The following is a 26,575-nucleotide window of genomic DNA, read 5'->3' on the forward strand; positions in this document are numbered from 1 at the left end:
TGGAGTCTACGGGCTGCTCCTGCAGCTCATGGAACGCCCTGCTGCAGCAGGCTGGCCACATAGCTGAGGGTTTCTCCGGAATCACCGCCGGCCAGTTCAGCCAGCTCCCGCTCCCGCTCACCGCTCTCCAGCAGGGCCGTCACTCCGGTGCGGGTGCGTCCCGCCTCCACCTGCTTGCTGACGCGGAAGTGGTGCTGGGCCATGGCGGCCACCAGGGGCTGGTGGGTGACGCAGAACACCTGGCGCTGCTCAGCCAGGCGGCGCAGCAGAGCGGCGATGGCCCCGCTGACCCGGCCACTCACACCGCTGTCGATTTCATCGAAGAGCAGGGTGACCTGGGGATCGGCGGCCGCCAGGCAGGTTTTCAGGGCCAGCAGGAAGCGGCTCATCTCACCGCCGCTAGCCACCTCCTGCAGGGGCGCGATGGGCTGGCCGGGATTGGCCGAGAACAGAAAGCCGATGGCGTCGGCCCCCTCATCACCAGGCGGGGCCGGCTCAATCGAGACCTTGAAGCGCACCTGGGCCAACCCCAGCGGCCGCAGGATGTCCATCAGCTGTCGCTCCAGGGCTTCGGCGGCCGCCTGGCGCCGCTGGCTGAGCCGGCCGCAGGCCGAATCGCGCCGCAGGCGGCTGCTCTCCTCCTGCTGTTCCAGTTGTCGCAGCGAGGCCTCCACGCCAGTGGCATCGAACTGGCGGCGGAGGTCGTCCCGCAGGCTGATCAACGCGCCCAGCTCCTGGCCGTGGCGCCGCTCCAGGGCCTTGAGCTGCGCCATCCGCTCCTGCAGGCCCGAGAGAGTTTCCGGGTCGCTCTCCAGGGCCGCGCCGTAGCGATCGAGGCCCGAGGCCAACTCCTGCAACAGCTGAGCTGCCTCAGCACAGCGCTCCAACCAGGGTTGCAGACCTGGATCGAAGGCCTGCAGATGCTGCAACTCCTGCTCAATGGCCCCAAGGTGATCCAGCACCGAAGGCGCCCCCTCCAGGCCCTCCACCAGCCGTCCGCCCACGGTCGTCACCCCCTCCTGCAGACGCACCGCGTGAACCAGCCGGTCCTGCTCCCCCTGCAGGCGCTGGCGTTCATGGGGATCGTTGAGCTGAGCCGCCTCCAGATCCTCCAGCAGCTCCAGACGCTGCTGCCGGTCGAGCTGCTGGCGCTGGTGCTCCGTCCTGGCGATGGCCAGGGCGGCGGCGGCGGCTTTCCAGGCCCGCACGGCCGAACGGGCGGCCTGAAGGGCTTTGGCGATCGGTTCACCACCGAAGCGATCCAGCCAGCGGCGCTGCTGCCCTGGGCGCGCCAGCTGCTGGGTCTGTCCCTGAACGGTGAGATCGAGCAGCAGGGGGCGCAGCTCCAGCAACTGGCTGCGGTTGACGATCACGCCATTGATGCGGCTGCGGCTGCTGATGCGTTCGTCCTGTTGGCGCCACTCCCGGCTGATGGTCAGTTCGGCCTCGTCGGGCTCGAGCTCCTGCTGGATCAGCCAGGCCCGCAGCGGCTCCGAGCCGGAGAAACCGGCCTCGATGCGGGCCCGCCCACAGCCCGGACGCAGCAGGCGCAGGCCCTCACTGCCCTGGGCACCGCCCAGCAGCGCATCGAGGGCATCGAGGAGGAGCGATTTACCTGCACCGGTCTCGCCGGTCAGAACGGTGAACCCAGGCCTGAAGCTGAGATCCAGAGCATCGATCAGGGCGATGTTCTCCAGGCGCAGACCCGTGAGCACGCCGGCCTCCGGTGGTTGCCCAGACCGTAGCGGCGGTCGCTTTCGTTTAGAAGAGAAACAGTCGAACTGCACCCTGATGGTCCGCTCGGATCAGGACACGATCACCAGGGACGGCATCGGCGAGCAAGCCAGCAGCGCCGAGGAACTCAGCGATTTCATCGAAGTCGCCGGTCTGCTCAGCTACGACCCGCAAACCATCTCAAGGATCTACGCCGGCCACCCCCAGCGCTTGCTGCGGCGTCTCTGGCAGACCCTGGTGCCCATCAGCCTGTTTCTGATCGGTGTGGGCGTCGACAGGTTGTTCGGAGCCCTCAGCAACGAGGAGCGCGCCCGGGCGCGGGCGCGGGAATGCGCTGAGCTGCTGGCGGAGCTGGGCCCGGCCTTCATCAAGGCCGGCCAGGCCCTCTCCACCAGGCCTGACATCATCCCGCCGCTGCTGCTCGAAGAACTGGCCCAGCTGCAGGATCAGCTGCCGGGCTTCGAGAGTTCCCTGGCGATGGCGTGCATCGAAGAAGACCTCGGCGCCCCGGTGAACAGCCTGTTTCAGCAGCTGGACCGGGAGCCGATCTCAGCGGCCTCCCTGGGCCAGGTGCACCGGGGGGTGCTGCTCAGCGGTGAGGCCGTGGCGGTGAAGGTGCAGCGGCCGGGACTGCGCGAGCAGATCACCCTCGATCTCTACATCGTGCGCCAGATCGCCTCCTGGCTGAACAGAAATGTGCGCCTGATCCGCAGTGATCTGGTGGCCCTGATCGATGAGCTGGGCAAGCGGGTCTTCGAGGAGATGGACTATCTCAATGAAGCCAGCAACGCCGAGCACTTCGCGCGGCTGCATCAGCACAATCCCCGCATCGCCGTGCCGCGCATCTACCGCGAGGTCACCAGTCGGCGGGTGCTGACGATGGAGTGGATCGATGGGGTGAAACTCACCAACCTGGAGGCGGTGCGATCACTGGGGATCAACCCCGATGAAATGGTGCAGATCGGAGTGAACTGCAGTTTGCAGCAATTGCTGGAACATGGATTTTTCCATGCGGATCCCCACCCCGGCAATCTGCTGGCCCTGCCCGATGGCCGCCTGGCCTACCTCGATTTCGGCATGATGAGCGAGGTCAGCCGCGAGTCGAGAACGGGCCTGATTCAGGCTGTGGTGCATCTGGTGAATCGCAACTTCAGCTCGCTCTCGCGCGATTTTGTCAGCCTGGGATTCCTCGGGGAAGAGGTGAATCTCGAGCCGATCGTTCCGGCCTTCGAGAGTGTCTTCGGCCAGGCCCTGGAGATGGGCGTCAGCCGCATGGATTTCAAGGCCGTCACCGATGATCTCTCGGGGGTGATGTACCGCTTCCCCTTCCAGGTGCCGCCCTATTACGCCCTGATCATCCGCTCCCTGGTGACGCTGGAGGGCATTGCCCTGAGCGTGGACCCCGACTTCAAGATCCTTGGCGCCGCCTACCCCTACTTCGCCCGCCGGCTGATGGAGGATCCGGATCCGGCGCTGCGCAGCAGCCTGCGCGAGATGCTCTTCGATGGCGACGACTTCCGCTGGCAGCGGCTGGAGAACCTGATCAGCAGCGCCTCCCTGCAGGACCAGCTGGACCTGGAGGGGCTGCTGGATCAGGTGATCGATTTTCTCTTCTCCCCCAAGGGTGGCCTGCTGCGTCAGCAGCTCGTCGATGCCGTGGTGGACCAGGTGGATGCGATCGGCTGGCAGGCCTTCCGCCGGCTGGGCAGCCGCCTGCCGCGTCGCCTGCAACCGCCCGGCCTGCGCAGCCCCCGCCTGGAGAGCCCAGACGAGGCCCTGCTCAGCCTCGAGCCAGTGCAGCAACTGCTGACGATCCTGCGCGAACTGCCCGGCTTCGAGCCCCAGCTGCTGCTGCGACGCCTGCCACGACTGCTGGGGGAACCCGACCTGCGCCGCATGGGCGTACAGCTGGCCCAGGGCCTGGCCGAGCGCAGCGTGGTACGGCTGCTGCGCGATGTCCTGGTGGCTCCCGAGCTGCGCCAGGGCGCCCTTCTCAGCGCCACCGGCAGCTCTTAGAGTCGATTGATCACCAGGCTGCAGCTCTTGGCCCGTTCGCCCAAACTCCTGGCCGTCCTGCTGGGGCTTTCGCTGAGTGCGGTGACACCAGGGCTGCAGGCGCAGGCCGCCCAGCAGGTGGTGTTTGTGAGTGGGGCCTTCCGCCGCTCGATTCCGGTGGCCGACCTGGAACACCTGGCCCAGACAGGAGAGGCCCGTGGGCTGCTGGGTGATGTGATGCGCTTCAGCAATCAGGATCCGGCCTCGGTGTCGAAGCTGCTCAACCAGCAGCTGTCCCTGCCGCTGGTGCTCACGAGCCGGCTGCTCTCCACGCGGATCGGCGAAGCCCTGCTGCAGCGGCTGGCGACGATCTTCTCTCCTCTGCGGGCACCCCAGATGGGGGTCCAGGCCATCCGCGGCGCCCTGATCACGGGTCTGGCCAATGGCAACGGCAACCTCAGCGCCACCGGCTTCCTGCAGGCCTACCCAGCCCAGGAGCTGGCGGTCAACATTCCCGCCCTGCTGGGGGTGATGAGCAAGGCGAACTCGATCTCCGATCTGGTGCGCTTCTTCTCGGAATCACCGCTCGATGGCCTGCGTGGCGACAGTGCGGCTCCACCCGAGGCGGCGCCAACCCCTGAAGCACCTGTGACCACACCCTGAGGCTCCGTGCCAACGGCCCGCAGCCGCCTGGAACCGGCCGCGTAGATTCGAATCAGCCTGCCCCTTGCCGACGTGCCCCTGCTTTCAGCTCTTCGGCGACTGGGCCAGCAGCCCACGATGCAGGACTGGCCGGGGCTGATCGAGGCCTACCGGCGTTGGTTGCCGGTGAGCGAGTCCACACCGGTGATCACCCTGCGCGAAGGGGCCACGCCCCTGATCCCGGCGCCGGCGGTGTCGGCCCGGCTGGGACGCGGCATCAAGGTGTTCCTCAAATACGACGGCCTCAACCCCACCGGCAGCTTCAAGGACCGGGGGATGACGATGGCGGTGAGCAAGGCAAAGGAAGCTGGCGCCGAGGCGGTGATCTGCGCCAGCACCGGCAACACCAGCGCCGCGGCCGCCGCCTATGCCCGTCGCGGCGGCATGCGCGCCTTCGTGCTGATCCCTGACGGCTATGTGGCCCAGGGAAAACTGGCCCAGGCCCTGGTGTACGGGGCTGAGGTGCTGGCGGTGAAGGGGAACTTCGATCGGGCCCTGGCGATCGTGCGCGAGGTGGCCGACACCTACCCGGTCACGCTGGTGAATTCGCTCAACCCCTACCGCCTGCAGGGGCAGAAAACTGCTGCCTTCGAGGTGGTTGATGCCCTCGGAGACGCCCCCGACTGGCTCTGCATCCCCATGGGCAACGCCGGCAACATCAGTGCCTACTGGATGGGCTTTCAGGAGTACCGGCAGGCCGGCCACAGCCGGAAGCTGCCCCGGATGATGGGCTTCCAGGCCAGTGGTTCAGCCCCCCTGGTGCTGGGTCACACGGTGGAGCAACCGGACACCATCGCCACAGCGATCCGCATCGGCAATCCCGCCAACCGCGAGAAGGCCCTTGCCGTGCGTGAGCAGAGCGGCGGCAGCTTTCACGCCGTCACCGACCAGGACATCCTCGAGGCCTACCAGCTGCTGGGCCGGGAGGAAGGGGTGTTCTGCGAACCGGCCAGTGCCGCCTCTGTGGCGGGTCTGCTGCAGCAGGCGGAGCAGGTGCCCGCTGGCGCCACGGTGGTGTGCGTGCTCACGGGCAACGGCCTGAAGGATCCCAACACCGCCATCGACAACTGCGATGGGGCCTTCCATGCCGGTCTGGCCCCGGAAGTGGATGTGGTGGCCAAGGTGATGGGCTTCTAAGACCGCAACCTGAGCCAATCAGCCCATCAGCCCCATGCCGGAATCTCCGGTGTGGGGCTTTTTGCTGGGGTGTCACTGGGCAAAGCGTCCATGGGAAAAGTCGCCTCAAAGCGGGGAGAACCGGGGCCGAGCGGGCGCCCTTGAAACGCTGACGTTTTCCCCAGATCCGGGAAAGAGTGGAAAACTCTGATTTCGGTCATTTATGCGCGACGCTTTCCGCAGTCCTGATTGGAAAAACTTCAGTCGTGGACTGAGGTGGAAAAGTTTTCCACCTTTTCCCCAGCCCCTACGACTACGGATTGGATTTCTTCTTTTTTCAAATAATCCAAGACCAGTAAGAGGATTGGGGAAAGGGCAGGGGGAAACCGGTTCCAGCAGTCTTTGGCTCGTTGCGCTTCTGGCAGTGGTGTGGAAGCGTGGTGAGGCCCTTGGCGGGCTTGTTCTCTCTGGAGTTGTGTTGCGATGAAGCTGGTCTGCTCTCAGGCGGAACTGAGCGCCAGCCTTCAGCTGGTCAGCCGTGCCGTGGCTTCACGTCCCACCCACCCAGTGCTGGCCAATGTGCTGCTTACCGCCGATGCCGGTACGGGCCGGCTCAGCCTCACCGGCTTCGACCTCAGCCTCGGCATCCAGACCAACCTGCCGGCCTCCGTGGAGAGCAGTGGCACGATCACGCTGCCGTCACGCCTCTTCGGTGAGATCGTCTCTCGCCTGTCCAGCGACAGCCCGATCAGTCTCAGCTGCGAAGAAGGTCAGGAGCAGGTGGAACTCACCAGTCGCTCCGGCAGCTATCAGATGCGCGGGCTCTCCGCTGAGGATTTTCCCGACCTTCCTCTCGTTCAGACCGGAACACCGCTGCGCCTGCAACCGGAGGCCCTGGTGAAGGGGTTGCGGGCCACGCTGTTTGCCAGCAGCGGCGATGAGGCCAAACAGTTGCTCACCGGTGTGCACCTGGGCCTGGCGGATCAGCATCTGGAATGCGCCGCCACCGACGGGCACCGCCTCTCGGTGCTCCGCCTGGAGAAAGCCTTCTCCGGCGCGGAGGAGGGCAGTGAACCCTTTGCCGTGACGGTGCCGGCCCGCTCCCTGCGGGAGCTGGAGCGCTTGCTCTCCGCCTGCAGCAGTGACGATCCTGTGAGCCTCTACTGCGATCGAGGGCAGGTGGTGTTCCTCTGGGCCGATCAGGTGCTCACCAGCCGCAGCCTCGACGGCACCTACCCCAACTACCGCCAGCTGATTCCCGAGCGCTTCAGCCGCACCCTCGAGCTGGATCGCCGTGGCTTCGTCCAGGCACTCGAGCGGGTGGCGGTGCTGGCCGACCAGCACAACAATGTCGTCAAGCTCAGCAGCGATCCCGCCAGTGGTCAGCTGCACATCAGCGCCGACGCCCAGGATGTGGGCAGTGGTTCTGAAGACCTGCCGGCAGTGATCAGCGGTGATGCGATCGAAATCGCCTTCAATGTGCGCTACGTGCTCGATGGGCTCAAGGCGATGACCTCTGAGAGGGTGGAGTTGCGCTGCAACGCTCCCACCACCCCGGCGGTGCTCACCTCGGCGCAGGATCCCAGCTTCACCTACCTGGTGATGCCCGTTCAGATCCGCAGCTGAGACCTTGACCCTGCCCGAGCAACTGCTGCTCAGCGACCTGCTGAGGCGCCGGGTGCGTTGCCACCAGGGAATTGATCACGGCGCCGGTCTGCAGGGTTGGATGCATCCGCCGGTGCACCGCCTGCTGGGCTGGGTGAGCAAGCCTTCCGCCTTCGGCAGCCGCCGGCTGGTGTGGCGGCTCAACCAGCTGCGTGGCCTCAGCGACCAGGAGGCTCTGGTGCAGGGAGACCCCGCGGACACCGATCCCGCCACCCTGGAGCGCTTGCCCACCCTCTTCGATGCAGCTCTGCTGGGGGCCGACGGCCAGCTGCTGGGGGTGATCGCCGACGCCAGTGTGGAGATGCGCAGCGGCCGCATCGTCAGTTATCTGGTGGCCCGCAGCGATCCGCGCCTGCCCGGCAGCAGCCGATGGCTGCTCGCGCCGGAGCGCATCGTCGATCAGCAGCCTGGCCAGGTGATGACGGCGCTGCAGGGCCTCGATGATCTGCCCCTGGCCCGCGCCAGCGTGCGTCAGGAGCTGCTGCGGCGCTCCCGCCGTTGGAGGGAACAGTTCGATGAGGTGGGCGGTCGCTTCGAGGAGCGGCTGGAGGGCTGGCTGGAGGAGCCCCCCTGGCAGGAATCGCCCTGGCAGGAGCCAGAGCCCCTCGATGCCCGCGAAGACTGGGATGATCCGGAGGCCTGGGGCGAGCCCCGGCGCGAGGACCCGGCTGCGCCCCAGCGCCGGCCCGAGCCCAGGCGGACCCCGCCGCTGCATGGAGATCCGCTCGAGCCGGACGATCCCTGGATCTAAACACTCCCCCTCCCGGATCGGGGCCACGGGCTCGGCCACACTGGAGCCCTCCTGAGTCCCCGCTGTGGTTGCCACACCCTCCTTCCCGGTCGCCGAGGCCCTGCGCCAGGAGGGCCTCAGCCAGGCCGACTACGACGAGATCTGCCGCCGCCTCGGCCGCGCCCCCAACCGCGCCGAGCTGGGCATGTTCGGGGTGATGTGGTCGGAGCACTGCTGCTACCGCAACTCCCGGCCACTGCTCCAGGGCTTCCCCACCAGTGGGCCGCGCATCCTGGTGGGCCCCGGTGAGAACGCCGGTGTGGTGGACCTGGGCGAGGGCCAGCGCCTGGCCTTCAAGATCGAGAGCCACAACCACCCCTCGGCGGTGGAGCCGTTCCAGGGAGCAGCCACCGGCGTGGGCGGCATCCTGCGCGACATCTTCACCATGGGCGCCCGGCCGATCGCCCTGCTCAATGCCCTGCGCTTCGGTCCCCTCGACGACGAGCGCAACGTGGGCCTGATGGAGGGAGTGGTGGCCGGCATCGCCCATTACGGCAACTGCGTGGGCGTGCCCACCGTGGGTGGGGAGGTGGCGTTCGATCCCAGTTACTCCGGCAACCCGCTGGTGAATGCCATGGCCCTGGGACTGATGGAAACCGAGGAGATCGTCTGCTCCGGTGCCGTCGGTGTGGGCAATCCGGTGGTGTACGTGGGCAGCACCACCGGTCGCGATGGCATGGGTGGCGCCAGCTTCGCCTCGGCCGAGCTGAGTGCGGCCTCCCTCGATGACCGTCCGGCGGTGCAGGTGGGTGACCCCTTCCTGGAGAAGGGGCTGATCGAGGCCTGCCTCGAAGCGTTCCAGAGTGGCGATGTGCTTGCCGCCCAGGACATGGGGGCCGCCGGCCTCACCTGCAGCTGCTCGGAGATGGCCGCCAAGGGGGGGCTGGGTATTGAGCTGGATCTCGACCGCGTTCCCGCTCGGGAGAGCGGCATGAGCGCCTATGAATTTCTGCTCAGCGAGTCGCAGGAGCGGATGCTGTTCGTGGTCAGGCCGGGCTGCGAGGAGGTCCTGATGGCCCGTTTCCGTCGCTGGGGCCTCCAGGCCGCCGTGGTGGGTCGCGTCCTGGCCGACAACGTGGTGCGGGTGCTGCAGGGCGGAGTGGTGGCGGCGGAGGTGCCGGCCAGCGCCCTCGCCGATGACACCCCGATCAACCACCACGAGCTGATCAGCGAGCCCCCGGCCGCCATCTCGGCCCACTGGCGCTGGAGTGAGGCCGAACTGCCCGCGGCCAGCGCCAGTGGCCTCACGCCTGCGGCCGGTCCCCTGGTCGGCCAGCCGCTGGACTGGGGCGCCGTGCTGCTGCACCTGCTCGATGACCCCACCATCGCCAGCAAGCGCTGGGTCTATCGCCAGTACGACCACCAGGTGCAGGCCAACACGGTGATGCCCCCCGGTGGTGCCGATGCGGCCGTGGTGCGCCTGCGCCCCCAGCGGGGTGAGGGCGCCATGGGAACCGTCAGCCGTGGTGTCGCCGCCACCGTGGATTGCCCCAACCGCTGGGTGGCCCTGGATCCCGAACGGGGCGCGCTGGCGGCGGTGGCCGAAGCCGCCCGCAACCTCAGCTGCGTCGGGGCTGAACCCCTGGCGGTCACCGACAACCTCAACTTCCCCTCCCCGGAAACTTCCACCGGCTACTGGCAGCTGGCCATGGCCTGCCGTGGCCTCTCGCAGGCCTGCCTGGCCCTGGAGACCCCCGTCACCGGTGGCAATGTCTCCCTGTACAACGAAACCCGGCGGCCTGACGGCGGCCTGCAGCCGATCCACCCCACTCCGGTGGTGGGGATGGTGGGGCTTGTGCATGACCTTGACCACGTCACCGGCCTGGGCTGGCGGGCCCCGGGCGATCAGATCTGGCTGCTGGGGGTGCCCCTGGCCGCCAGCGACGGCGATGACCGCCTGGGCCTGGCGGCCTCCAGCTATCTGGAGAGCGTCCATGGCCTGGCCACGGGCCGGCCTCCGCTCACCGACCTGAAGCTGGAGCGGGCGGTGCAAAGCCTGCTGCGCCAGGCGATCACGGCGGGTCTGGTGGCCTCGGCCCACGATCTCAGCGATGGGGGCCTGCTGGTGGCGGCCGCTGAGTGCTGCATCGCCTCCGGCCTCGGCGCTGCCCTTGATCTTGACGCTGCTGGGGGGCGCCTGGATCGTCTGCTCTTCGCCGAAGGGGGCGCCAGGGTGCTGGTGTCGCTCAAGCCCGCCCAGGAGCAGGCCTGGCGGCAGCTGCTGGCGGCGCAGCCGCCGCTGGCTTCCGAGCTGCTGGCCACACCGATCGGCCGGGTGGCCGGTGCCGATGCAGCCCTGAGCTGCGTGCACAACGGCACCGCTCTGCTGGCCGTTGGGGTGGAAGAGCTGCGGGCGAGCTACGAGAATGCCCTGCCGCGCCGACTGGCCGCGGCCGGCTGAGGCACAATGCAAAGGTAAAAGAAAGGTGAACGGGCCTGTGGCAAGTGCGCACCCCACGCCGGAACGGCCCGACCGGATGGAGGAGGCCTGTGGGGTCTTCGCCGTCTACGCCCCTGGCCAGCAGGTGGCCAACCTCACCTACTTCGGTCTCTACGCCCTGCAGCATCGCGGCCAGGAATCGGCGGGGATCGCCGTGTTCAACGGCGACAAGGTGCGCCTGCACAAGGACATGGGCCTGGTGAGCCAGGTCTTTGATCAGGACGTGCTGGAGCGCATGCCCGGTGATCTGGCCGTGGGCCACAACCGCTATTCCACCACCGGCAGCAGCCGGGTCTGCAACGCCCAGCCGGTGGTGCTGATGACCCGCCTCGGCCCCTTCGCCCTCGCCCATAACGGCAACCTGGTGAACGTCGAGGACCTGCGCCTGTCGGTGCAGGCCAGTGAGATCCAGTTCACCTCCACCACCGATTCCGAGCTGATCGCCTTTGCCCTGCAGCACGCCGTTGATGGCGGGCTGGGCTGGGAGGAGGCGATCCGCGATGCGGCCGGCCGTTGCCGCGGAGCCTTCAGCCTGGCGATCGGCACCCCCGCTGGACTGTTCGCCCTGCGCGATGGCCACGGGGTGCGGCCCCTGGTGTTCGGCCACATCGGCGACAAGCACCAGGGGCAGTGGGTGGTGAGCAGCGAAACCTGCGGACTTGACATCATCGGTGCCGCCTACGACGGTGACGTGGGTCCTGGTGAACTGATCCGCTTCAGTGCCGGAGATCCGCTGCCGGCCCGCCAGCGCTGGTGTGAGGAGCCCACCAAGCTCTGCATCTTCGAGATGATCTACTTCGCCCGGCCCGACAGCCGCTTCTTCGGCGAATCCCTCTACAGCTATCGCCACCGCATCGGTGAGGTGCTGGCGCGGGAAACGGCGGTGGAAGCCGACATCGTCATCGGCGTGCCCGACTCCGGGATTCCCGCCGCCATCGGTTTCTCCAAGGCCAGCGGCATTCCCTTCGCCGATGGACTGATCAAGAACCGCTACGTGGGCCGCACCTTCATCCAACCGACCCAGGCGATGCGGGAGGCGGGGATCCGCGTCAAGCTCAACCCCCTTCCCGATGTGCTCTCCGGCAAGCGGGTGCTGGTGATCGATGATTCGATCGTGCGCGGCACCACCAGCCGCAAGCTGGTGCAGGCGCTGCGCGAAGCCGGTGCCACCGAGGTGCACATGCGCATCAGCTCGCCGCCGGTCACCCACCCCTGCTTCTACGGCATCGACACCGACAACCAGGATCAACTGATCGCTGCGCGCTTCAACCTCCAGGAGATCACCGATCACCTCCAGGTGGATTCCCTCGCCTACCTCAGTCAGGAGGGCATGCTCGAGGCCGCCCACGACAACGCCTCACATTTCTGCACCGCCTGCTTCGATGGCAACTACCCGATTGAGATGGACGATTCGGTGCGTTCCAGCAAGTTGATGCTGGAGCCCACCGGCCTGGCCGCCCGGGTCTGAGCTGGGTTGCTCAGCTGAGCACCTCAGCTGAGCAAAGGCACCAGTTCCAGCACGGTTTCACTGGCGGAGCAGGGCCAGGATGGCTCATCCGCGCCCTGCTCGGCTGTGCTGAGTGGCAGGTCGGCCACCGCCAGCCGCAGGCTTCGGCCTGTGGAGAACCTCAGCGCCATGATCGCGGCGCTGCCAGCCTGCAGATCCACCAATTCGTCTTCCCGCTGGCGGAAGCGCAGGCCGATCTGACCCAGGTCGCCCCGTTCGCAGCGGCGCAGGCTCTCCACCTCCAGCCGCTTGAGCTGGCTGTGGCGGCTGACCAGCAGCACATCGGTCCCGGGGTCGACGCAGGCCGCCCCCACCACGCGTTCGCCCGGCAGCAGGCGCAGCAGCATCGGGCCCTGGGCGGCCTTGCCCATCAGCGGCAGGGTCTCATCAGTCACCGCCAGCCTGAGCAGGCGGCCGGTGCTGCTGGCGACCACCAGGTCCTGACCGTCCCTGCAGGGCACGACCCGTCGCAGCTGCACGCCGTCCTTGAGCTTCAGCACGGTGGCGGCCCGGCCGGAGAGCTCGCTGAAGGTCTCGATCGGCAGCCGTTTGAAGCGGCCGTCGCTGCTGAGCAGACCCAGGGTGCCCGTGGAGTGCTGCGGCAGGGGCAGCACCTCCACGATCGGATCACCCTGCAGACTCTCGGGCAGAAATTTCTCCAGGGACCCGGGCTGCTGGGCTGCGAATTCCCAGCGCAGCATGGCCACCCGGCCACTGGCGCTGAAGGCCAGCAGCGAGGGCTTCTCGGCCACCGGCAGGATCAGGCGCGCCGGCGCTGGATGCTCCCCCAGCTCCGCCGCTGCATCGAGGTGCAGCCGGCCCAGCACCTGGGGTGCCACGATCCGCACCACCCCATCGGCCTGAATCAGCAGCCGTCCATCCCCGGGCAGAGCCTCAAGGGCCTGTTGGCGTTGCAATTCGGTGTTCGGCCGCACCGCTGCCGCCCGTTGGGCCACCAGGTCGTCGCCGCCGGCCACGAGCCGGGTGCGGCGGGGGGTGGAGAAGCGTTTTTTGAGGGCCCTGAACTCGGCCACCATGGCGTCGAGCAGGGCCGGCCGATCGTCGAGCAGGTGGCGCAGCCGCTCCCGCTCCGCCACCAGCTCCCCCGATTCCTTGCGCAGCCCGTCCTGCTCCAGGCTGGTGAGCCGGCGCAGGGGCATCGCCAGCACGGCATCGGCCTGCCGTTCGCTCAGGTCGAAATGCACCTGCAGACTGGCTCTGGCGCTGGCGGCGTCGCTGGCGGCCTGGATCCGCTCGATCACGTCCGGCAGAGCATCGAGGGCGCGGATCAGGCCTTCCACCACCTCCAGCCGGTCTTCGGTGCGCCGCAGGGCATGGCTGGTGCGGCGGATCAGGGTGTGCTCCCGATACTCCAGGAAGTGGTTGAGCATCTGGCGCAGGCTGAGCTGCTGGGGCTGGCCGTTCACCAGGGCCAGCAGGATCGCGCCGAAATTGCTCTGCAGGGAGGTGCGCCGCTGCAGGTCGCTGAGCACCTTGCTGGCTTCGGCGTCGCGACGCAGCTCGATCACCACCCGCATTCCTTCCCGGTCGCTCTCGTCGCGGATGTCGGCGATGCCGCCGATCTTGCCGTCGTTCACCTGGTCGGCCAGCTTCTCGATCCAGCCGGCCTTGCTCAGTTGATAGGGCAACTCGGTGACCACCACGGCGCTGCGCCGATGTCGGCCCTTGCCGGGCTGCACTTCCTCGATGTGGGCGATGCCACGCATGGGGATGCTGCCGCGCCCCTGCAGGTAGGTGTCGCGCACACCGCTGCCCACCAGCACCTCGCCGCCGGTGGGGAAATCAGGCCCGGGCACCAGTTCCAGCAGTTTCTCGTCGGGCAGCTCCGGTTTGCGGATCAGGGCGATCAGGGCCTCCACCACCTCCCCCAGGTTGTGGGGGGGAATGCTGGTGGCCATGCCCACGGCGATGCCTGAGCAGCCGTTGAGCAGCAGGAACGGCAGCTGGGCTGGCAGCACGGTGGGCTCCTGCTGGGAGCCGTCGAAGTTGGAGGTGAAATCGACCGTTTCGTTGCCGATCTCATCCAGCAGCGCCTGGTGGGCAATCGGTGCCAGCCGGGTTTCCGTGTAGCGCATGGCGGCCGGTGGGTCGTCATCGACCGAGCCGAAGTTGCCGTGGCCATCCAGCAGCGGATGGCGACTGGCGAAGGTCTGCACCTGGCGCACCAGGGCGTCATAGACCGCCTGGTCGCCATGGGGGTGGTATTTGCCGAGCACATCGCCCACCACCCGGGCGCATTTGCGGTAAGGGCGATCTGGGGTCAGCCCCAGTTCATGCATGGCGAACAGGATGCGGCGCTGCACGGGCTTGAGGCCATCGCGCACATCCGGCAGGGCGCGGCCCACGATCACGCTCATGGCGTACTCGAGGTACGAACGCTGCATCTCCTGATGCAGGGCGATGGGCTGAACGCGCTCCTCGGCCATCCGGTTCTGAGGTCTGAGGGCGGAAGGCGCTCAGCCTACAGATCCCGTCTGGTGGGACCCATTCCTAGCGCTGGATCTCAGCGCCGGCTTCACTCCTCGCCGGAGTCTTCGCCCTCGCTTGTGCCGGTGGCATTGGCATTGGCCCGGTCGGTGGCGGCTTTGATCGCCGGGTTCTCGAGCAGCAGGCGGGCGCTGCTGCGCAGCTTCGGACCCCAGAGCTGTTCCTTCTGGTAGGCCTCCAGGACGTAGTTGGGTTCGATGGCCAGGGCCTCACTGGCCATGTCCAGGGCTTCCTGCTGATCACCCGGCCGGGTACTCAGGGCCGTGGCCAGGGCGAGCATCGGTTCGGCGGCCTTGGGGTTGATCTCCAGGGCCCGGCGCCAGCGCCGGATGGCATCGTCGTTGCGGCCGAGCTCGAACAGCACCAGCCCCTGGTTGTTGATCGCCTCCCAGAAATCCTTGCGCAGGCCCGAAGCCCGCTCAAAGGACCCCAGGGCCGTCTGGGGATTGTTGAGCAGCAGGTGGGCATTGCCCAGGTCGAAATGGGCGCCGGCATTCTTGCCGTCGAATTTCAGCCCGGTTTCCAGCAGACCCACCGCCTCTCCGGGTTGGCCATCGCGCAGGGCCAGGGAGCCTTCGGCGAACCAGATGCCGGGGTTGCGCGGATCGAGCTGCTTGGCCCGCGCCAGAGACTGAGAGGCGTCCTTGATCTGATTGCTGCGCAGCTGCGCTTCCGCCAGCAGCACCCAGCCGCGGGGATCGTTGGGCAGCAGCTGCACCGTCAGACCCGCCAGCCGGGCCGCATCATCGGCCTGACCCAGCCGCAGCAGGCGGGTGGCCGCCTGGGCGATGCCCAATCCAGCCGCCTCCAGTTCCTCGCTTCTGGGCACATACACGTAGGGCACCAGAGCCTGTGCCGAAGCGGCCGGGCCGATCGCCAGGGCCAGAGCCAGAGGAGCCGTCGCCAGACATTTCAACCAGCGCGGAGCCATGCCAGGGTCTCGATCCATGGCTCAGCCTAAAGGTCCACTTCTGGGGTACTGGGCCGGGCCGACCGCAGATTGCGCCGCCACATCCAGGGTTTGATCCGGCGCAGGGCTGATCCCCGCAGCCGCTCATCCCAATCGGCATCACTCCAGCCGAGGGCTTCGTCGGCCTGCAGGTTCAGCAGCCAGTCCCTGGGTTGCAGGTCGGGATCCTCCGAGCTGGGCAAGGGTTGCTGGTTCCAGGGACAGACGTCCTGGCAGATGTCGCAGCCCGCCACCCAGGGACCCATGGCCTCCGCCATGGCGGCCGGAAGGGTCTCGTCCCGGTTCTCAATCGTGTGATACGCGAGGCAGCGATTGGCATCCACCACAAACGGTTCGCTGATGGCGCCGGTGGGGCAGGCATCGAGGCAGCGGCTGCAGCGGCCGCAGAGGGGTTCAGAGGGAGCGTCGCCGGGGAGATCGGCGGTGGTGAGCAAATGGCCGATCAGCATCCACGACCCCCGGCGGGGGTGGATGAGGTTGCCGTTCTTGCCGATCCAGCCCAGACCCGCCTGCTCGGCCCAGGCCTTGTCCAGCAGGGGTGCGCTGTCCACGCAGGCCCGCCAGCCCACGCCGGGACACTGGCCCTCCAGCCAGCGCCCCAGTCGGCGCAGGCGCCCATCGATCACCCGGTGATAGTCCCTGCCCCAGCCGTAGCGGGCGACAGCCAGGCTGCCGGGCGCTCGCGTGCTGGCCACGTGATAGTTCAGTCCCACCGCCAGCAGGCTGCGCACGCCCGGCAGCAGGCTGCTGATCTGGCGGCGGCGGGGATCGGCCATCCAGGCCATGCCCGCCTGGTGACCGGCCTCCAGCCAGCGTTCCAGGGCCGCATGGCGCAGGGGCATCCGTCCATCGCCCGGCAGGGTGGCCAGGCCCACCGGCTCGAATCCCAGCGACCTGGCCTGGTCCTTGAGCGCCATCGCCAGTTCCAGCCGCCGAGGCTCAGGGCCGGCAGACGATTTTGGCTGTGGGGGATGGCCTGATCTCACCCGTAGAGTTACCTCGCTTGATCGCCATCCTGCTTTGACTCCTGCGTCCACCGGCCGTCTCGGCTACCTGTTGCGCTGGCTCGGCCTCACCCTCGTTGTGCTGCTGGGGCTGCAGCTGGCAGCGGTGGCCTCGGCCTGGAGCTGGCAGGAGGAAGCGTTTCGTCAGATGGTGATCGAGCGCCTGATCACCCAGTCGCCCATGGCCCTGGTGGGCCTGCTGCTGGCGCTGTTCGGTTCCCGCCTCGATCAGACCGAGGCCCGCACTCCCCTGCGCTGGCTGGTGGCGGCCCTGGCGGCCCTGCTGGCCATTGGCCTGGCGGTCTCGGTGCCGGTGGCCATCAGTGGCGATGGCGCGCTGACCGCCAAGACCGAGCAGACCCTCACCGCCCAGCGCAGCCAGCTGGAGATGGCCAGGCAGCAGAGCCAGAACCCCCAGGTGCTGGAGCAGCTGGTGCGCCAGGCCGAGCAGTCGGGGCAGGTGCCGCCCCAGGCCACCCAGGAGCAGAAGCAGCAGGCGGCCCGTGGCTTCATCGACCGCCAGTTGCAACAGATGGAGCAGCAGGTTCAAGAAGCGGAGCGGGCCCAGGGCATGGCGGTCAATCAGCGCCGCTTCGCCGGCACCGGCTCGGCCGCTGTGCTGGCCGTGGCCTTCACCCTGCTGACCCTGGCCGCGTTGCTCTGAAAGTCATCGGAACCGCCCCGCCTGCTGCTGGACCCCCAGGCGGCTGGCTAGGTTGCTCTGAACAATCCGAACACCGGACAACCGAGACCATCCTTGGTGCAGTCGACCCCCAGACCTGATCAACCCCTGGGGAAGCGCTTGCAGCAGGACCTCAAGAATGATCTGATCGCCGGTCTGCTGGTGGTCATTCCCCTGGCTACCACCATCTGGTTGGCCACCACGGTGAGCCGCTTCGTGCTGGCTTTTCTCACCTCGATTCCCAAGCAGTTCAATCCCTTCAACACCCTCAATCCACTCCTTCAGGAGTTGATCAACCTGGGGGTGGGGTTGCTGGTTCCCCTGCTGGGAATCCTGCTGATCGGCCTGATGGCCCGCAACATCGTCGGGCGCTGGCTGCTGGATTTCGGCGAGGGGACTCTCCAGCGCATTCCCCTGGCGGGCTCGGTCTACAAGACCCTCAAGCAACTGCTGGAAACCGTGTTCCGTGACAACTCCACCCGCTTCCGCCGGGTGGTGCTGGTGGAATATCCCCGCAAAGGTCTGTTCGCCCTTGGCTTCGTCACCGGGGTTCTGGGCAATGCGATGCAGGGGGGCTTTGATCAGCCGATGCTGAGTGTGTTCATTCCCACGGCTCCCAACCCCACCACCGGCTGGTACGCCGTGGTGCCGGAAACCGCGGTCCGTGATCTGGACCTTTCGGTGGAGGATGCCTTCCGCACGATCATCTCCGCGGGGATCGTCAGCCCTGATGATGAGCGTGAAACTCCGGCCAGCCGCAGTTTTTCCAGCTTGCTGGCCCAGCTGCGCGCTCCCGTCTTCTCCTCCGTTCCGCCCAACAAGTCCTGATCCGCGGCCTGCCACCCTCGCCCCACCTGATGTCGAGTCGATCCGTCTCCCGAGAACTGGCCCTGCTGATGCTGGGCCAGGTCAATGACCGCGTGCCACCGGCTGATCTGCCGCTTGAGAGCCTGCTGCAGCAGGCCCTCTCCAGCCTGGCTCAGCATGCGCGCGAGGCCCTCGACAACTCCGAGCTCGATCTGCAGCAGGCGCAGCAGCACCTGCTGGAGAGCGAACTGATCGATGGGGCTGAGCAGATGCCACGGGTGCGGGATCTGCTGCAGCGGGGTCTCACCCATGCCGAGCAGGCCCTCAACCGGCTTTCAGCCAGCCTGGAGTTGCCGCGCCTGTTGATGCTCGCCGATCAGAGCGAGATCCGTGAGGGGGCGATCGCCCGGACCCGCGCTGTGCTGCAGGAGCGCGATGTACTGGATTCCCGCCTTGATGGGGTGATGGAGGGCTGGCGCCTCGGCCGCTTGCCCCGCATCGACCGCGACATCCTGCGGCTGGCGGCTGTTGACCTGCACACGTTTGGAACCCCTGCTCCGGTGGCCTGCAACGAAGCCGTGGAGCTGGCCAACCGCTACAGCGACGAACAGGGCCGCCGGATGATCAACGGCATCCTGCGCCGCCTCACCACCTCCGTCTCCTGAGCCACCATGGTCTTCGACTGGTTCCGGCGGCGCACGACCAGCAGCGAGCCGGCGGCTGAACCGGCCCCGGCGCCAGAGGCGCCAACACAACCTTCAGCTGAGCCCCCTGCTCCGGCCGCGCCAGCCGCTGAGCCCGCACCCCAGCCGGCCGCCGAGTCCTCCGCTCCCGCTGTGGATCAAGGCGCGCTGGAGTGGGCCCGCCAGGCCTATGCCCGCCTCAAGGCGGAGCAGGAGCGCAGCCAGCAGGCCGCTGAACCGACGCCGGAACCTGTTGCGAGCGAGGTGCCTCCACCGGAACCCTCTGTTGCTGCAGAGCCGGAGACATCCCCGCAGCAGCCTCCAGAGCCGGAGGCGCCCCGCCTCGCCGGTCCCTCTCTGTTGGAGCTGGCGGCGGCCAGTCGGGCCGAGCGCCAGCAGACCGTGGTGGCGCCCAGCACGGCTCCCCCCGCCGAGGAGGCGAGCCCCCAGCTGGGCTCCTTCGATGCCGACTTCACCTGGTCCGCCGAGGTGCTCGCGGCCCAGGGCCGGAGCGTTGATCAGGTGTCGCTTGAGGAGATCGACTGGCTCAGTCGCCTGCGCCGCGGCATGGAGAAGACCCGCCGCGGCCTGGTCACCCAGCTGCTCGACAATCTGGGCGACGATCCCCTCACCCCTGAGGTGCTCGACGATCTCGAAACCAGCCTGCTGCGCGCCGATGTGGGCGTGCAGGCCACCGACCATGTGCTCGAAGCCCTGCGCCGGCGCCTGAACGAAGAGGTGGTGGAGCCGGCGGAAGGCCTTCGCTTCCTCAAGGAGCAGCTGCGCGGTTTGCTGGACACACCGATCACGGCCAGCGGCGAGCCGCTGCTGGCTCCCCGGCGGGATCGGCTCAACGTCTGGCTGCTGGTGGGGGTGAATGGAGTGGGCAAGACCACCACCCTGGGCAAGCTGGCCAATCTGGCGGTGCGCAGCGGCTACAGCTGCCTGATCGCCGCCGCCGACACCTTCCGCGCCGCCGCCGTCCAGCAGGTCAGTGTCTGGGGCGAGCGCAGCGGTGTGCCGGTGATCGCCAACCCCAGCGCCAATGCCGATCCGGCTGCCGTTGTCTACGACGCCATCGGCGCGGCCCGCTCCAAGGGCACCGAGCTGGTGCTGGTGGACACCGCCGGCCGGCTGCAGACCAAGCACAACCTGATGGAGGAGCTGAGCAAGGTGCGGCGCATCATCGACAAGCTGGCCCCGGAGGCGGCGGTGGAATCGCTGCTGGTGCTCGACGCCAGCCAGGGGCAGAACGGTCTGCGCCAGGCGATGGCCTTCGCCAGTGCCGCCGGTCTGACCGGTGTGGTGCTCACCAAGCTCGATGGCAGTGCCCGGGGGGGCGTGGCCCTGGCGGTGGCCTCCGAAGCCGGGCTGCCCATTCGTTTCATCGGCGCCGGCGAGGGCATCCGCGACCTGCGGCCCTTCAACAGCTTTGAGTTCGTCGAGGCGCTGCTCTCCAGCTGAGCGGACGGCCGGAGGGAATCCTGCTACCGTTCGGCCCCTGCAGCCGCCTGTTTCGAGCCGCAGGCCGCCAGCTCGCGTGCCCCTGCCACCGCCCCGGCCCCATCAGGTCCTCACGGCATCGGCTTCCCTGCGGCAACTGCTCGACAGCCTCAGCCGGGAGCAGCGGCGCAACCAGGAGTTGCTGGCCTCCCTGGGCTTCGCCCTGCGCAGCTTCACCAACCTGAACCGCTTTCTGGAGCTGGTTCCCCTGGTCTCCTCCCGGCTGGTGGGCGCTGAGGCCAGCTTGCTGGTGGTCTTCCACCCCGATGGCCGCCTCTGGCTGGAGCACACCCAGGCCAGCCCCGCGGCCCGCAGCGCTGAACTGGTGCGGCTGCTGGCGGAGCTGGATCTGCCCGCCGGTCTGGTTGAGGAGGAGGAGGTCTCCCGGCTGGATCTGCAGGTGCGCCGGCTGCTGGGGGAGGCGGAGCTGTTTGGCACCTCCGTGGTGGCCCGCAACCGGGCGCGTGGACGCCTCTATGTCTTTGGCAGCAGCGAAGGGCTGAGCTGGAGCGATGTCCACCGCCGCCACGTGCAGCTGGTGGCCGACCTCACGGGGGTGGCGATCGAAACCGAGCAGCTGCAGGACGACCGCCGCCGCCATGAACGCCTCGATCGCCAGCTCAACACCGGCGCTGAGATCCAGGCCCAGCTGCTGCCCGATCAGTGTCCGGTGATCGAGGGGGTGGAGCTGGCCGCCCGCTGCCGACCGGCCTTTGAGGTGGGGGGCGACTACTACGACTTCATTCCGACCCGGCCCCAACTCACGGGTCGTCGCCGCGAAACCTCCCGCTGGGCCCTGGTGATGGGTGATGTCATGGGCAAGGGGGTGCCCGCCGGTCTGCTGATGACCCTGTTGAGGGGGATGCTGCGGGCCGAGGTGCTCAGCGGCCATGCTCCCGACCGGATCCTGCACGACCTCAACGAACTGGCCCAGGAGGACCTGGCCCAGTCGCACCGTTTCGTCACCCTGTTCTATTCCGACTTCGACCCCCGCAGCCGCCTGCTGCGCTACGCCAACGCCGCTCACAATCCACCCCTGCTCTGGCGGCATCAGGGCCATGGGGTGGAGCGGCTCGATGCCCCAGGACTGCTGATCGGCCTGCAACCGCAGGCCGACTACGGCTGTGAACGGGTGCTGCTGGAGCCCGGAGATGTGGTGCTCTACTACACCGATGGGGTCAGTGAAGCGCTCGGCCTCAGCGGTGACCGCTTCGAGGAGGAGCGCCTGCAGCGGCACCTCGCCGAAGCCTGCCGGGCCGGCAAGGGCGCCCAGGCTGTGCTCGATACTCTCTTCGAGCGCCTCGACCGCTTCGTGGGCGCTGACCGCCAGCTCAGTGACGATGCCTCGATGGTGGTGCTGAAGGTGCGCGAGGAGGTGATGCTCCCCTCCCTGCCCGGCTGAGGGCGGCCCCGCCCAAGGCGCCCCGGCAGGGAATCCCCCAGGCTCGGATGCGAAGCTGACCCTTCGCGGCATGGTTCGGCTTCGATGGCGGCACAGGCTTCCCAACCGGCGCGATGGAGTGACCGTTTCGAGGAAGGGCTCCACCCGGCGATCGAGCGCTTCAATGCTTCGATCGGCTTCGACATCACCCTGCTGCAGCAGGATCTCGATGCCTCCATCGCCCACGCCCGCATGCTCGGCCGTTGCGGGGTGATCAGCGTTGCCGAGGCCGACCAGCTGATCGCAGCCCTCGAAACGGTGCGCACCGAGGCGGCCGAGGGCCACTTCCGCCCTGGCCTTGAAGACGAAGACGTTCACTTCGCGGTGGAGCACCGCCTGATCGCCCTGATCGGGCCCCTGGGCAAGAAGCTGCACACCGGCCGCAGCCGCAACGACCAGGTCGGCACTGATCTGCGCCTCTGGCTGCGCCAGGCGATCGATGGCCTCGATGCCGGTCTGCGCCGCTTCCAGCAGGCCCTGCTCGACCAGGCGGACAGCCACCTGCACACCCTCATTCCCGGCTACACGCACCTGCAGCGGGCCCAGCCCCTCTCCCTGGCCCACCACCTGCTGGCCTATGTGGAGATGGCTGAACGCGACCGCCAGCGCCTGGCGGATGTGCGCGGCCGGGTGAACATCTCGCCCCTGGGGGCAGCGGCCCTGGCCGGTACGCCGGTGCCGATCGACCGGCGCCTGACGGCCAATGACCTGGGCTTCGAGGCGATCTATGCCAACAGCCTCGATGCCGTCAGCGACCGCGACTTCGCCGTGGAGTTCAGCGCCGCCGCCAGCTTGATCCTGGTGCACCTCAGTCGCCTCTCGGAGGAGGTGATCCTCTGGGCCAGCGAGGAGTTCGGCTTTGTGCGCCTCACCGACCGCTGCGCCACCGGCAGCAGCTTGATGCCCCAGAAAAAGAACCCCGATGTGCCTGAGCTGGTGCGCGGCAAGGCCGGCCGGGTGTTCGGCCACCTGATGGGCCTGCTGACGATGATCAAGGGGCTTCCCCTGGCCTACAACAAGGATTTCCAGGAGGACAAGGAGGCCCTGTTCGATGTGGTGCGCACCACCGCGGATTGCCTCGAAGCGATGGCGATCCTGCTGGAGGAGGGCATCCGCTTCCGGCCTGAGCGGCTGGAGCAGGCCGTGGCGGCTGATTTCTCCAATGCGACCGATGTGGCCGACTACCTGGTGGCCCGGGGGGTGCCCTTCCGCGAGGCCTATCAACTGGTGGGCGGCCTGGTGAAAACCTGCCTCAGCGAGGGGCTGCTGCTCAAGGATCTGCCCCTGGAGCGCTGGCGGGAACTCCATCCCGCCTTCGAAGCCGACATCCATGCCGCCATCGAGCCGCGGCAGGTGGTGGCCGCCCGGCGCAGTGAGGGGGGCACGGGCTTTGAGCGGGTGGCCGAGCAGCTCCAGCGCTGCCGAGAGCGCCTCGGACCGCAGCCGGAACCCCAGGCCCCAGCCCCCTAGAGGCCCCGCTGCTCCAGCTCCAGGGCCGCGGCCTCCAGCACCTCGGGCCCGGCGCTGCGCTCCCCCGCCCGCTCCCCCAGCCGGCGGCGCCAGTGCCGGGCCCCCGGCACCCCCTCCACCAGGTGCACCAGGTGGCGGGCGATCGGCCAGAGCCGTCCGCCGGCCCCGCACCAGCGGCTGGCATGGGGGATCAGACCCCGCACCACCGCTGAGGCCGAGGCCAGAGGCCGCCCATGGCAGCCGAACAGCTCCTGGTCGACCGTGGCCCAGCGCAGGGGATGCTCGTAGGCGGCGCGACCCACCATCACCCCATCCACCTGCGTGAGGTGCTCCTGGCAGGTTTCCAGGTTGAGCAGGCCGCCATTGATCTCGACCGTCAGCTGGGGCCGGTCCCGTTTGAGCTGATGCACCAGGTCGTGGCGCAGGGGCGGAATCGTGCGGTTCTGCTTCGGATCCAGGCCGTGGAGCCAGGCCTTGCGGGCATGCACGCTGAAACGGCTGGCCCCGGCGCCGGCCACGGTGTCCACGAAGGCCAGCAGCAGCTCGTAGCTGTCCTGATCATCGATGCCGATGCGGTGCTTGACCGTTACCGGCAGGGGAGCGGCGCTGGCCATCGCCTCCACGCAGCGGGCCACCTGATCCGGGTCCGCCATCAGGCAGGCCCCGAAGCGTCCCTGCTGCACCTTGGGGCTGGGGCAGCCCACGTTGAGGTTGATCTCGTCATAGCCCCAGGCGGCCGCCAGCTGGGCCGATTCCGCCAGCAGCGCCGGATCGTCGCCCCCCAGCTGCAGGGCCAGGGGGTGCTCCTGGGGATCGAAGTCCAGCAGGGTGTCGCGGCGGCCGTGGTGCAGGGCCTGGGCCACCACCATCTCGGTGTAGAGCAGGGCGCGACGACTGATCTGCCGCATCAGCACGCGGAAGTGCCGATCGGTGCAATCCATCATCGGCGCCACACTGAAGCGGTAGGCCCCGGCAACGGGCGTCGTCGCGTTCTCTCCCTGCCCCATCCGCCCATGCTGCCTGTCGACTGGTCCCTGGTGGTCGCCGGGGGCGGACCCGCCGGCTACATGGCGGCCATCACCGCCGCGGAGCAGGGGCTGGCGGGGGTGCTGCTGCTGGAGGCCACGCCCCAGCCGCTGGGCAAGGTGCTGATCAGCGGCGGCGGGCGCTGCAACGTCACCCATGCCTGCTGGGATCCCCTGGCCCTGGTGGGCCACTACCCCCGGGGCTCGCGGGCCCTGCGTGGACCGTTCAGCCGCTTCGCCACCGGCGACTGTCTGGCCTGGTTCGCCGAGCGGGGGCTGGAGCTGGTGGAGGAGCCCGATGGCCGCCTCTTTCCCCGCAGCAACCGCGCCAGCAGCGTGGTGGCCGTGCTGGAGGCCGCCGCCGCCGCCGCCGGGGTGATCGTCTGGAGGGGGGCCTCCCTGCGCCAGGTGGATGTGCGCGCGGGGGGTGGCTTCCAGCTGACGCTGCGGCTGGCGGCGGGGCTGGCCCCCGGGGCTTCCAGCCCCGTTGGCGCCGATCGCCTGCTGTTGGCCACCGGCGGCCATCCCAGTGGTCGCCAGCTGGCGGGCCAGCTGGGCCATGGCGTGGTGGCGCCGGTGCCTTCCCTGTTCACCCTGGCCCTGGAGGCCAATCCCCTGGCGGCCCTGCGCGGGGTGGTGATGGATCCGGTGGGACTGGAGTTGCGCCTGCCCTGCGGGCGCTTTCGCGAGCGCGGGGTGCTGCTGATCACCGGCTGGGGGGTGAGTGGTCCGGCCACCCTGAGGCTCACCGCCTTTGCGGCCCGGGCGCTGAAGGAGTGCGGGTACCGCGGTGAGCTGCGCCTCGACTGGAGCGGCGGCAGCAGCGCCGAGGAGCTCAGTCAGCTCTTTTCGGCCGCCCGCAATGGGCAGGCCCGCCGCCAGTTGCTCAATGCCCGCCCCTGGCCGGAGCTCAGCCGCCGCCTCTGGATCCACCTGCTGGAGCGCCATGGGGTGGCCCCCGACCAGCGCTGGGCCGACCTGCGCCGGCGCGACGAGGACAGGCTGGTGGCTGCCCTGCGCTCCAGCTCCTACGCGGTGGGTGGTCGCGGCCCCTTCGGCGAGGAATTCGTCACGGCCGGCGGCGTGCGTCTGGGGGAGGTGAACCTGGCCACGATGGAGAGCCGCAAGCAGCCGGGCCTCTATTTCGCCGGTGAGCTGCTGGATGTGGACGGGGTCACCGGCGGCTTCAACTTCCAGCACTGCTGGACCAGCGGCTGGCTGGCCGGCGGCGCCATCGCAGAGGCCGCCCGGGAGGGATTGGCAGCGGCAGTGCGTTCAGCGGATCTTGTCGAAGACGGAGAACATCGGTAGGTACATGGCCACAAGAATGGCCCCCACGATCAAGCCGACGATCACAATCATGATCGGCTCCAGCAGCGAGGTGAGTGCTTTGACTGCCACGGCCACTTCGTCGTCGTAGAAATCAGCCACTTTGGAGAGCATGGCATCCATTTCTCCGGTCTCTTCGCCGATGGCCAGCATGCTGAGGGCCATCTCCGGAAACACGTTCTTGCGCGCAAGGGCCACACTCACAGGAATGCCGTCCTGAATTTCCAGACGGCAGCCCTCGATCGCATCGGCAATGATTGAATTACCGGAGGTGTCTCGAACGATCTCCAGGCTCATCAGAATCGGCACACCTGCTCTGCTCAGACAACTGAGGGTTCGGCAGAATTGAGCTGTTTCGGTTTTCTGAATCAGATCACCGAACAGGGGAATCTTGAGGATGAAACCATCGACTCTGCGCTGGCCCAGGGGAGTTTTATAGAAGCCGATGAACAGCCATCCGACCAGGATTAAAATGGCGACCAAGACCAGGGAAAACGCTGAGCGCAGCAGCGCACTCAGATTCACCATCATCTGGGTGAACACCGGCAGCTCCGCACCCAGTTGCTCGAAGATATCGGCGAAGCTGGGGATCAGGATCATCGTCATGCCGAGGAACACGACAATGGCGATCAGCAGCACGATCAGTGGATAGGCCAGGGCTCCTTTGATCTGATTCTGGAGCTTGGCGTTCTGCTCCAGCACCAGGGCCAGCCGCTTGAGGGTTTCATCGAGAACCCCACCGAGTTCTCCGGCTTCGATCATGGCCATGGTGATCCGATCGAAGACCCTGGGCCAGCGGCGCAGCGCCATCCCCAGGCTCATCCCCTGGCTCACATCGCCGGCAACGGCTTCCAGGGCCTGCCGGAACATCGGCTTCTTCTGTTGCCTGGCCACCAGGGTGAGGCCGCGCACGATCGGCACCCCTGAATCCACCAGTGCGGAGAGCTTGCTGGCGAACAGCGCTTTCTCGCGGACGTTCGGCCTGGCCTGGAACAGCGTCCCCAGATCCCGGCGGGCCCCACTGGTGCGCCCCTGGTGGTCGCTTGCCGGCAGCGATGGGCTGGATTCCAGGGGCAGCAAGGAGCTGGCGGCAATGCCCCGTCGGCGCAGGTTCCGTTTGGCGCTGGCCAGATCGGGGGCCTCCAGCTGGATCAGCTTCTGCTGGCCCCGTCGGTTGGTGTACGTGGCCCTGAAGGCAGGCATG

20 protein-coding genes are annotated in these 26,575 nt (G+C 68.0%); 14 read left to right on the plus strand and 6 right to left on the minus strand.

The genetic code is table 11. The features are described 5' to 3' along the window. Positions 1–26: 26 nt before the first annotated feature. The gene (gene recN, locus KQ304_RS07265; protein ID WP_259736436.1) at positions 27–1,715 is read right to left on the minus strand and encodes a DNA repair protein RecN; all 1,689 of its coding nucleotides are present in this window, start codon (positions 1,713–1,715) and stop codon (positions 27–29) included. A gap of 76 nt (positions 1,716–1,791) precedes the next feature. Here recN and KQ304_RS07270 point away from each other — a divergent pair, with 76 nt between their 5' ends. From KQ304_RS07270 to purF, 7 genes are all read left to right on the plus strand, one after another. Continuing rightward, positions 1,792–3,750 carry an AarF/ABC1/UbiB kinase family protein gene (locus KQ304_RS07270; protein ID WP_259736437.1) on the plus strand — a complete coding sequence of 653 codons (1,959 nt, stop codon included), beginning with the start codon at positions 1,792–1,794 and terminating at the stop codon, positions 3,748–3,750. 27 nt (positions 3,751–3,777) lie between these two features. Further along, positions 3,778–4,392 carry an alpha/beta hydrolase gene (locus tag KQ304_RS07275; RefSeq protein ID WP_259736438.1) on the plus strand — a complete coding sequence of 205 codons (615 nt, stop codon included), beginning with the start codon at positions 3,778–3,780 and terminating at the stop codon, positions 4,390–4,392. Between the two features lie 117 nt (positions 4,393–4,509). Further along, a complete protein-coding gene (thrC, locus tag KQ304_RS07280; protein ID WP_259736563.1) occupies positions 4,510–5,568 on the plus strand; it encodes a threonine synthase in 1,059 nt (352 codons plus the stop codon). Positions 5,569–6,030: 462 nt separating this feature from the next. Next, complete coding sequence (dnaN, locus tag KQ304_RS07285; RefSeq protein WP_259736439.1) at positions 6,031–7,173, plus strand: DNA polymerase III subunit beta; 1,143 nt, start codon at positions 6,031–6,033, stop codon at positions 7,171–7,173. Positions 7,174–7,177: 4 nt separating this feature from the next. Beyond that, complete coding sequence (locus tag KQ304_RS07290) at positions 7,178–7,963, plus strand: RNA methyltransferase (protein ID WP_259736440.1); 786 nt, start codon at positions 7,178–7,180, stop codon at positions 7,961–7,963. Between the two features lie 64 nt (positions 7,964–8,027). Beyond that, positions 8,028–10,403 (plus strand): phosphoribosylformylglycinamidine synthase subunit PurL, encoded by a 2,376-nt coding sequence (gene purL / locus KQ304_RS07295; RefSeq protein ID WP_259736441.1) that lies wholly within the window; start codon positions 8,028–8,030, stop codon positions 10,401–10,403. 76 nt (positions 10,404–10,479) lie between these two features. Next, on the plus strand, positions 10,480–11,910 hold the full coding sequence (gene purF / locus KQ304_RS07300; RefSeq protein ID WP_259736564.1) for an amidophosphoribosyltransferase: 1,431 nt from the start codon (positions 10,480–10,482) through the stop codon (positions 11,908–11,910). A 23-nt stretch (positions 11,911–11,933) separates the two neighbouring features. On the opposite strand, the gene KQ304_RS07305 is transcribed toward purF, so the two are convergent. The 3 genes from KQ304_RS07305 to queG all read right to left on the minus strand — a co-directional run bounded on the left by KQ304_RS07305 (position 11,934) and on the right by queG (position 16,344). Then, positions 11,934–14,396 carry a DNA topoisomerase (ATP-hydrolyzing) subunit A gene (locus KQ304_RS07305; protein ID WP_259736442.1) on the minus strand — a complete coding sequence of 821 codons (2,463 nt, stop codon included), beginning with the start codon at positions 14,394–14,396 and terminating at the stop codon, positions 11,934–11,936. An 89-nt stretch (positions 14,397–14,485) separates the two neighbouring features. Then, positions 14,486–15,406 carry a tetratricopeptide repeat protein gene (locus tag KQ304_RS07310; protein ID WP_259736443.1) on the minus strand — a complete coding sequence of 307 codons (921 nt, stop codon included), beginning with the start codon at positions 15,404–15,406 and terminating at the stop codon, positions 14,486–14,488. 8 nt (positions 15,407–15,414) lie between these two features. Continuing rightward, positions 15,415–16,344 (minus strand): tRNA epoxyqueuosine(34) reductase QueG, encoded by a 930-nt coding sequence (gene queG / locus KQ304_RS07315; RefSeq protein ID WP_259736444.1) that lies wholly within the window; start codon positions 16,342–16,344, stop codon positions 15,415–15,417. Between the two features lie 103 nt (positions 16,345–16,447). On the opposite strand from queG, the gene KQ304_RS07320 reads away from it, so the two are divergent. From KQ304_RS07320 to argH, 6 genes are all read left to right on the plus strand, one after another. Further along, positions 16,448–17,095, plus strand: coding sequence for an HpsJ family protein (locus KQ304_RS07320; RefSeq protein WP_259736445.1), 648 nt, complete (start codon positions 16,448–16,450; stop codon positions 17,093–17,095). Positions 17,096–17,188: 93 nt separating this feature from the next. Beyond that, positions 17,189–17,941 carry a DUF502 domain-containing protein gene (locus KQ304_RS07325; RefSeq protein WP_259736446.1) on the plus strand — a complete coding sequence of 251 codons (753 nt, stop codon included), beginning with the start codon at positions 17,189–17,191 and terminating at the stop codon, positions 17,939–17,941. A 29-nt stretch (positions 17,942–17,970) separates the two neighbouring features. Continuing rightward, positions 17,971–18,585: a transcription antitermination factor NusB gene (gene nusB, locus KQ304_RS07330; protein WP_259736447.1), complete on the plus strand. Its 615-nt coding sequence runs from the start codon at positions 17,971–17,973 to the stop codon at positions 18,583–18,585. A 6-nt stretch (positions 18,586–18,591) separates the two neighbouring features. Continuing rightward, positions 18,592–20,067: a signal recognition particle-docking protein FtsY gene (gene ftsY, locus KQ304_RS07335; RefSeq protein ID WP_259736448.1), complete on the plus strand. Its 1,476-nt coding sequence runs from the start codon at positions 18,592–18,594 to the stop codon at positions 20,065–20,067. 76 nt (positions 20,068–20,143) lie between these two features. Next, entirely contained in the window at positions 20,144–21,508 is a 1,365-nt protein-coding gene (locus KQ304_RS07340; protein WP_259736449.1) for a PP2C family protein-serine/threonine phosphatase, read from the plus strand. 84 nt (positions 21,509–21,592) lie between these two features. Next, entirely contained in the window at positions 21,593–23,017 is a 1,425-nt protein-coding gene (argH, locus tag KQ304_RS07345) for an argininosuccinate lyase (protein WP_259736450.1), read from the plus strand. On the opposite strand, the gene dusA is transcribed toward argH, so the two are convergent. Next, the gene (gene dusA / locus KQ304_RS07350; RefSeq protein ID WP_259736451.1) at positions 23,014–24,024 is read right to left on the minus strand and encodes a tRNA dihydrouridine(20/20a) synthase DusA; all 1,011 of its coding nucleotides are present in this window, start codon (positions 24,022–24,024) and stop codon (positions 23,014–23,016) included. The two genes, argH and dusA, sit on opposite strands and share 4 nt — an antisense overlap. A gap of 6 nt (positions 24,025–24,030) precedes the next feature. On the opposite strand from dusA, the gene KQ304_RS07355 reads away from it, so the two are divergent. After that, positions 24,031–25,353 carry an NAD(P)/FAD-dependent oxidoreductase gene (locus KQ304_RS07355; RefSeq protein ID WP_259736452.1) on the plus strand — a complete coding sequence of 441 codons (1,323 nt, stop codon included), beginning with the start codon at positions 24,031–24,033 and terminating at the stop codon, positions 25,351–25,353. Here the strand turns inward: KQ304_RS07355 and KQ304_RS07360 are convergent. Beyond that, positions 25,318–26,574 carry a type II secretion system F family protein gene (locus tag KQ304_RS07360; protein ID WP_259736453.1) on the minus strand — a complete coding sequence of 419 codons (1,257 nt, stop codon included), beginning with the start codon at positions 26,572–26,574 and terminating at the stop codon, positions 25,318–25,320. The two genes, KQ304_RS07355 and KQ304_RS07360, sit on opposite strands and share 36 nt — an antisense overlap. Position 26,575 lies beyond the last annotated feature (1 nt).

The organism is Synechococcus sp. CS-1329, from assembly GCF_025128055.1.
Taxonomy (GTDB): Bacteria; Cyanobacteriota; Cyanobacteriia; order PCC-6307; family Cyanobiaceae; genus Regnicoccus_A.

Coding starts and splice junctions, on each gene's coding strand:
- KQ304_RS07270 (WP_259736437.1), top strand. CDS start 1,792: ATGGTCCGCTCGGATCAGGACACGATCACCAGGGACGGCATCGGCGAG.
- thrC (WP_259736563.1), top strand. CDS start 4,510: ATGCAGGACTGGCCGGGGCTGATCGAGGCCTACCGGCGTTGGTTGCCG.
- dnaN (WP_259736439.1), top strand. CDS start 6,031: ATGAAGCTGGTCTGCTCTCAGGCGGAACTGAGCGCCAGCCTTCAGCTG.
- purF (WP_259736564.1), top strand. CDS start 10,480: ATGGAGGAGGCCTGTGGGGTCTTCGCCGTCTACGCCCCTGGCCAGCAG.
- KQ304_RS07305 (WP_259736442.1), bottom strand. CDS start 14,396: ATGGCCGAGGAGCGCGTTCAGCCCATCGCCCTGCATCAGGAGATGCAG.
- KQ304_RS07310 (WP_259736443.1), bottom strand. CDS start 15,406: ATGGATCGAGACCCTGGCATGGCTCCGCGCTGGTTGAAATGTCTGGCG.
- queG (WP_259736444.1), bottom strand. CDS start 16,344: ATGGCGCTCAAGGACCAGGCCAGGTCGCTGGGATTCGAGCCGGTGGGC.
- nusB (WP_259736447.1), top strand. CDS start 17,971: ATGTCGAGTCGATCCGTCTCCCGAGAACTGGCCCTGCTGATGCTGGGC.
- ftsY (WP_259736448.1), top strand. CDS start 18,592: ATGGTCTTCGACTGGTTCCGGCGGCGCACGACCAGCAGCGAGCCGGCG.
- argH (WP_259736450.1), top strand. CDS start 21,593: ATGGCGGCACAGGCTTCCCAACCGGCGCGATGGAGTGACCGTTTCGAG.
- dusA (WP_259736451.1), bottom strand. CDS start 24,024: ATGGGGCAGGGAGAGAACGCGACGACGCCCGTTGCCGGGGCCTACCGC.
- KQ304_RS07355 (WP_259736452.1), top strand. CDS start 24,031: ATGCTGCCTGTCGACTGGTCCCTGGTGGTCGCCGGGGGCGGACCCGCC.
- KQ304_RS07360 (WP_259736453.1), bottom strand. CDS start 26,574: ATGCCTGCCTTCAGGGCCACGTACACCAACCGACGGGGCCAGCAGAAG.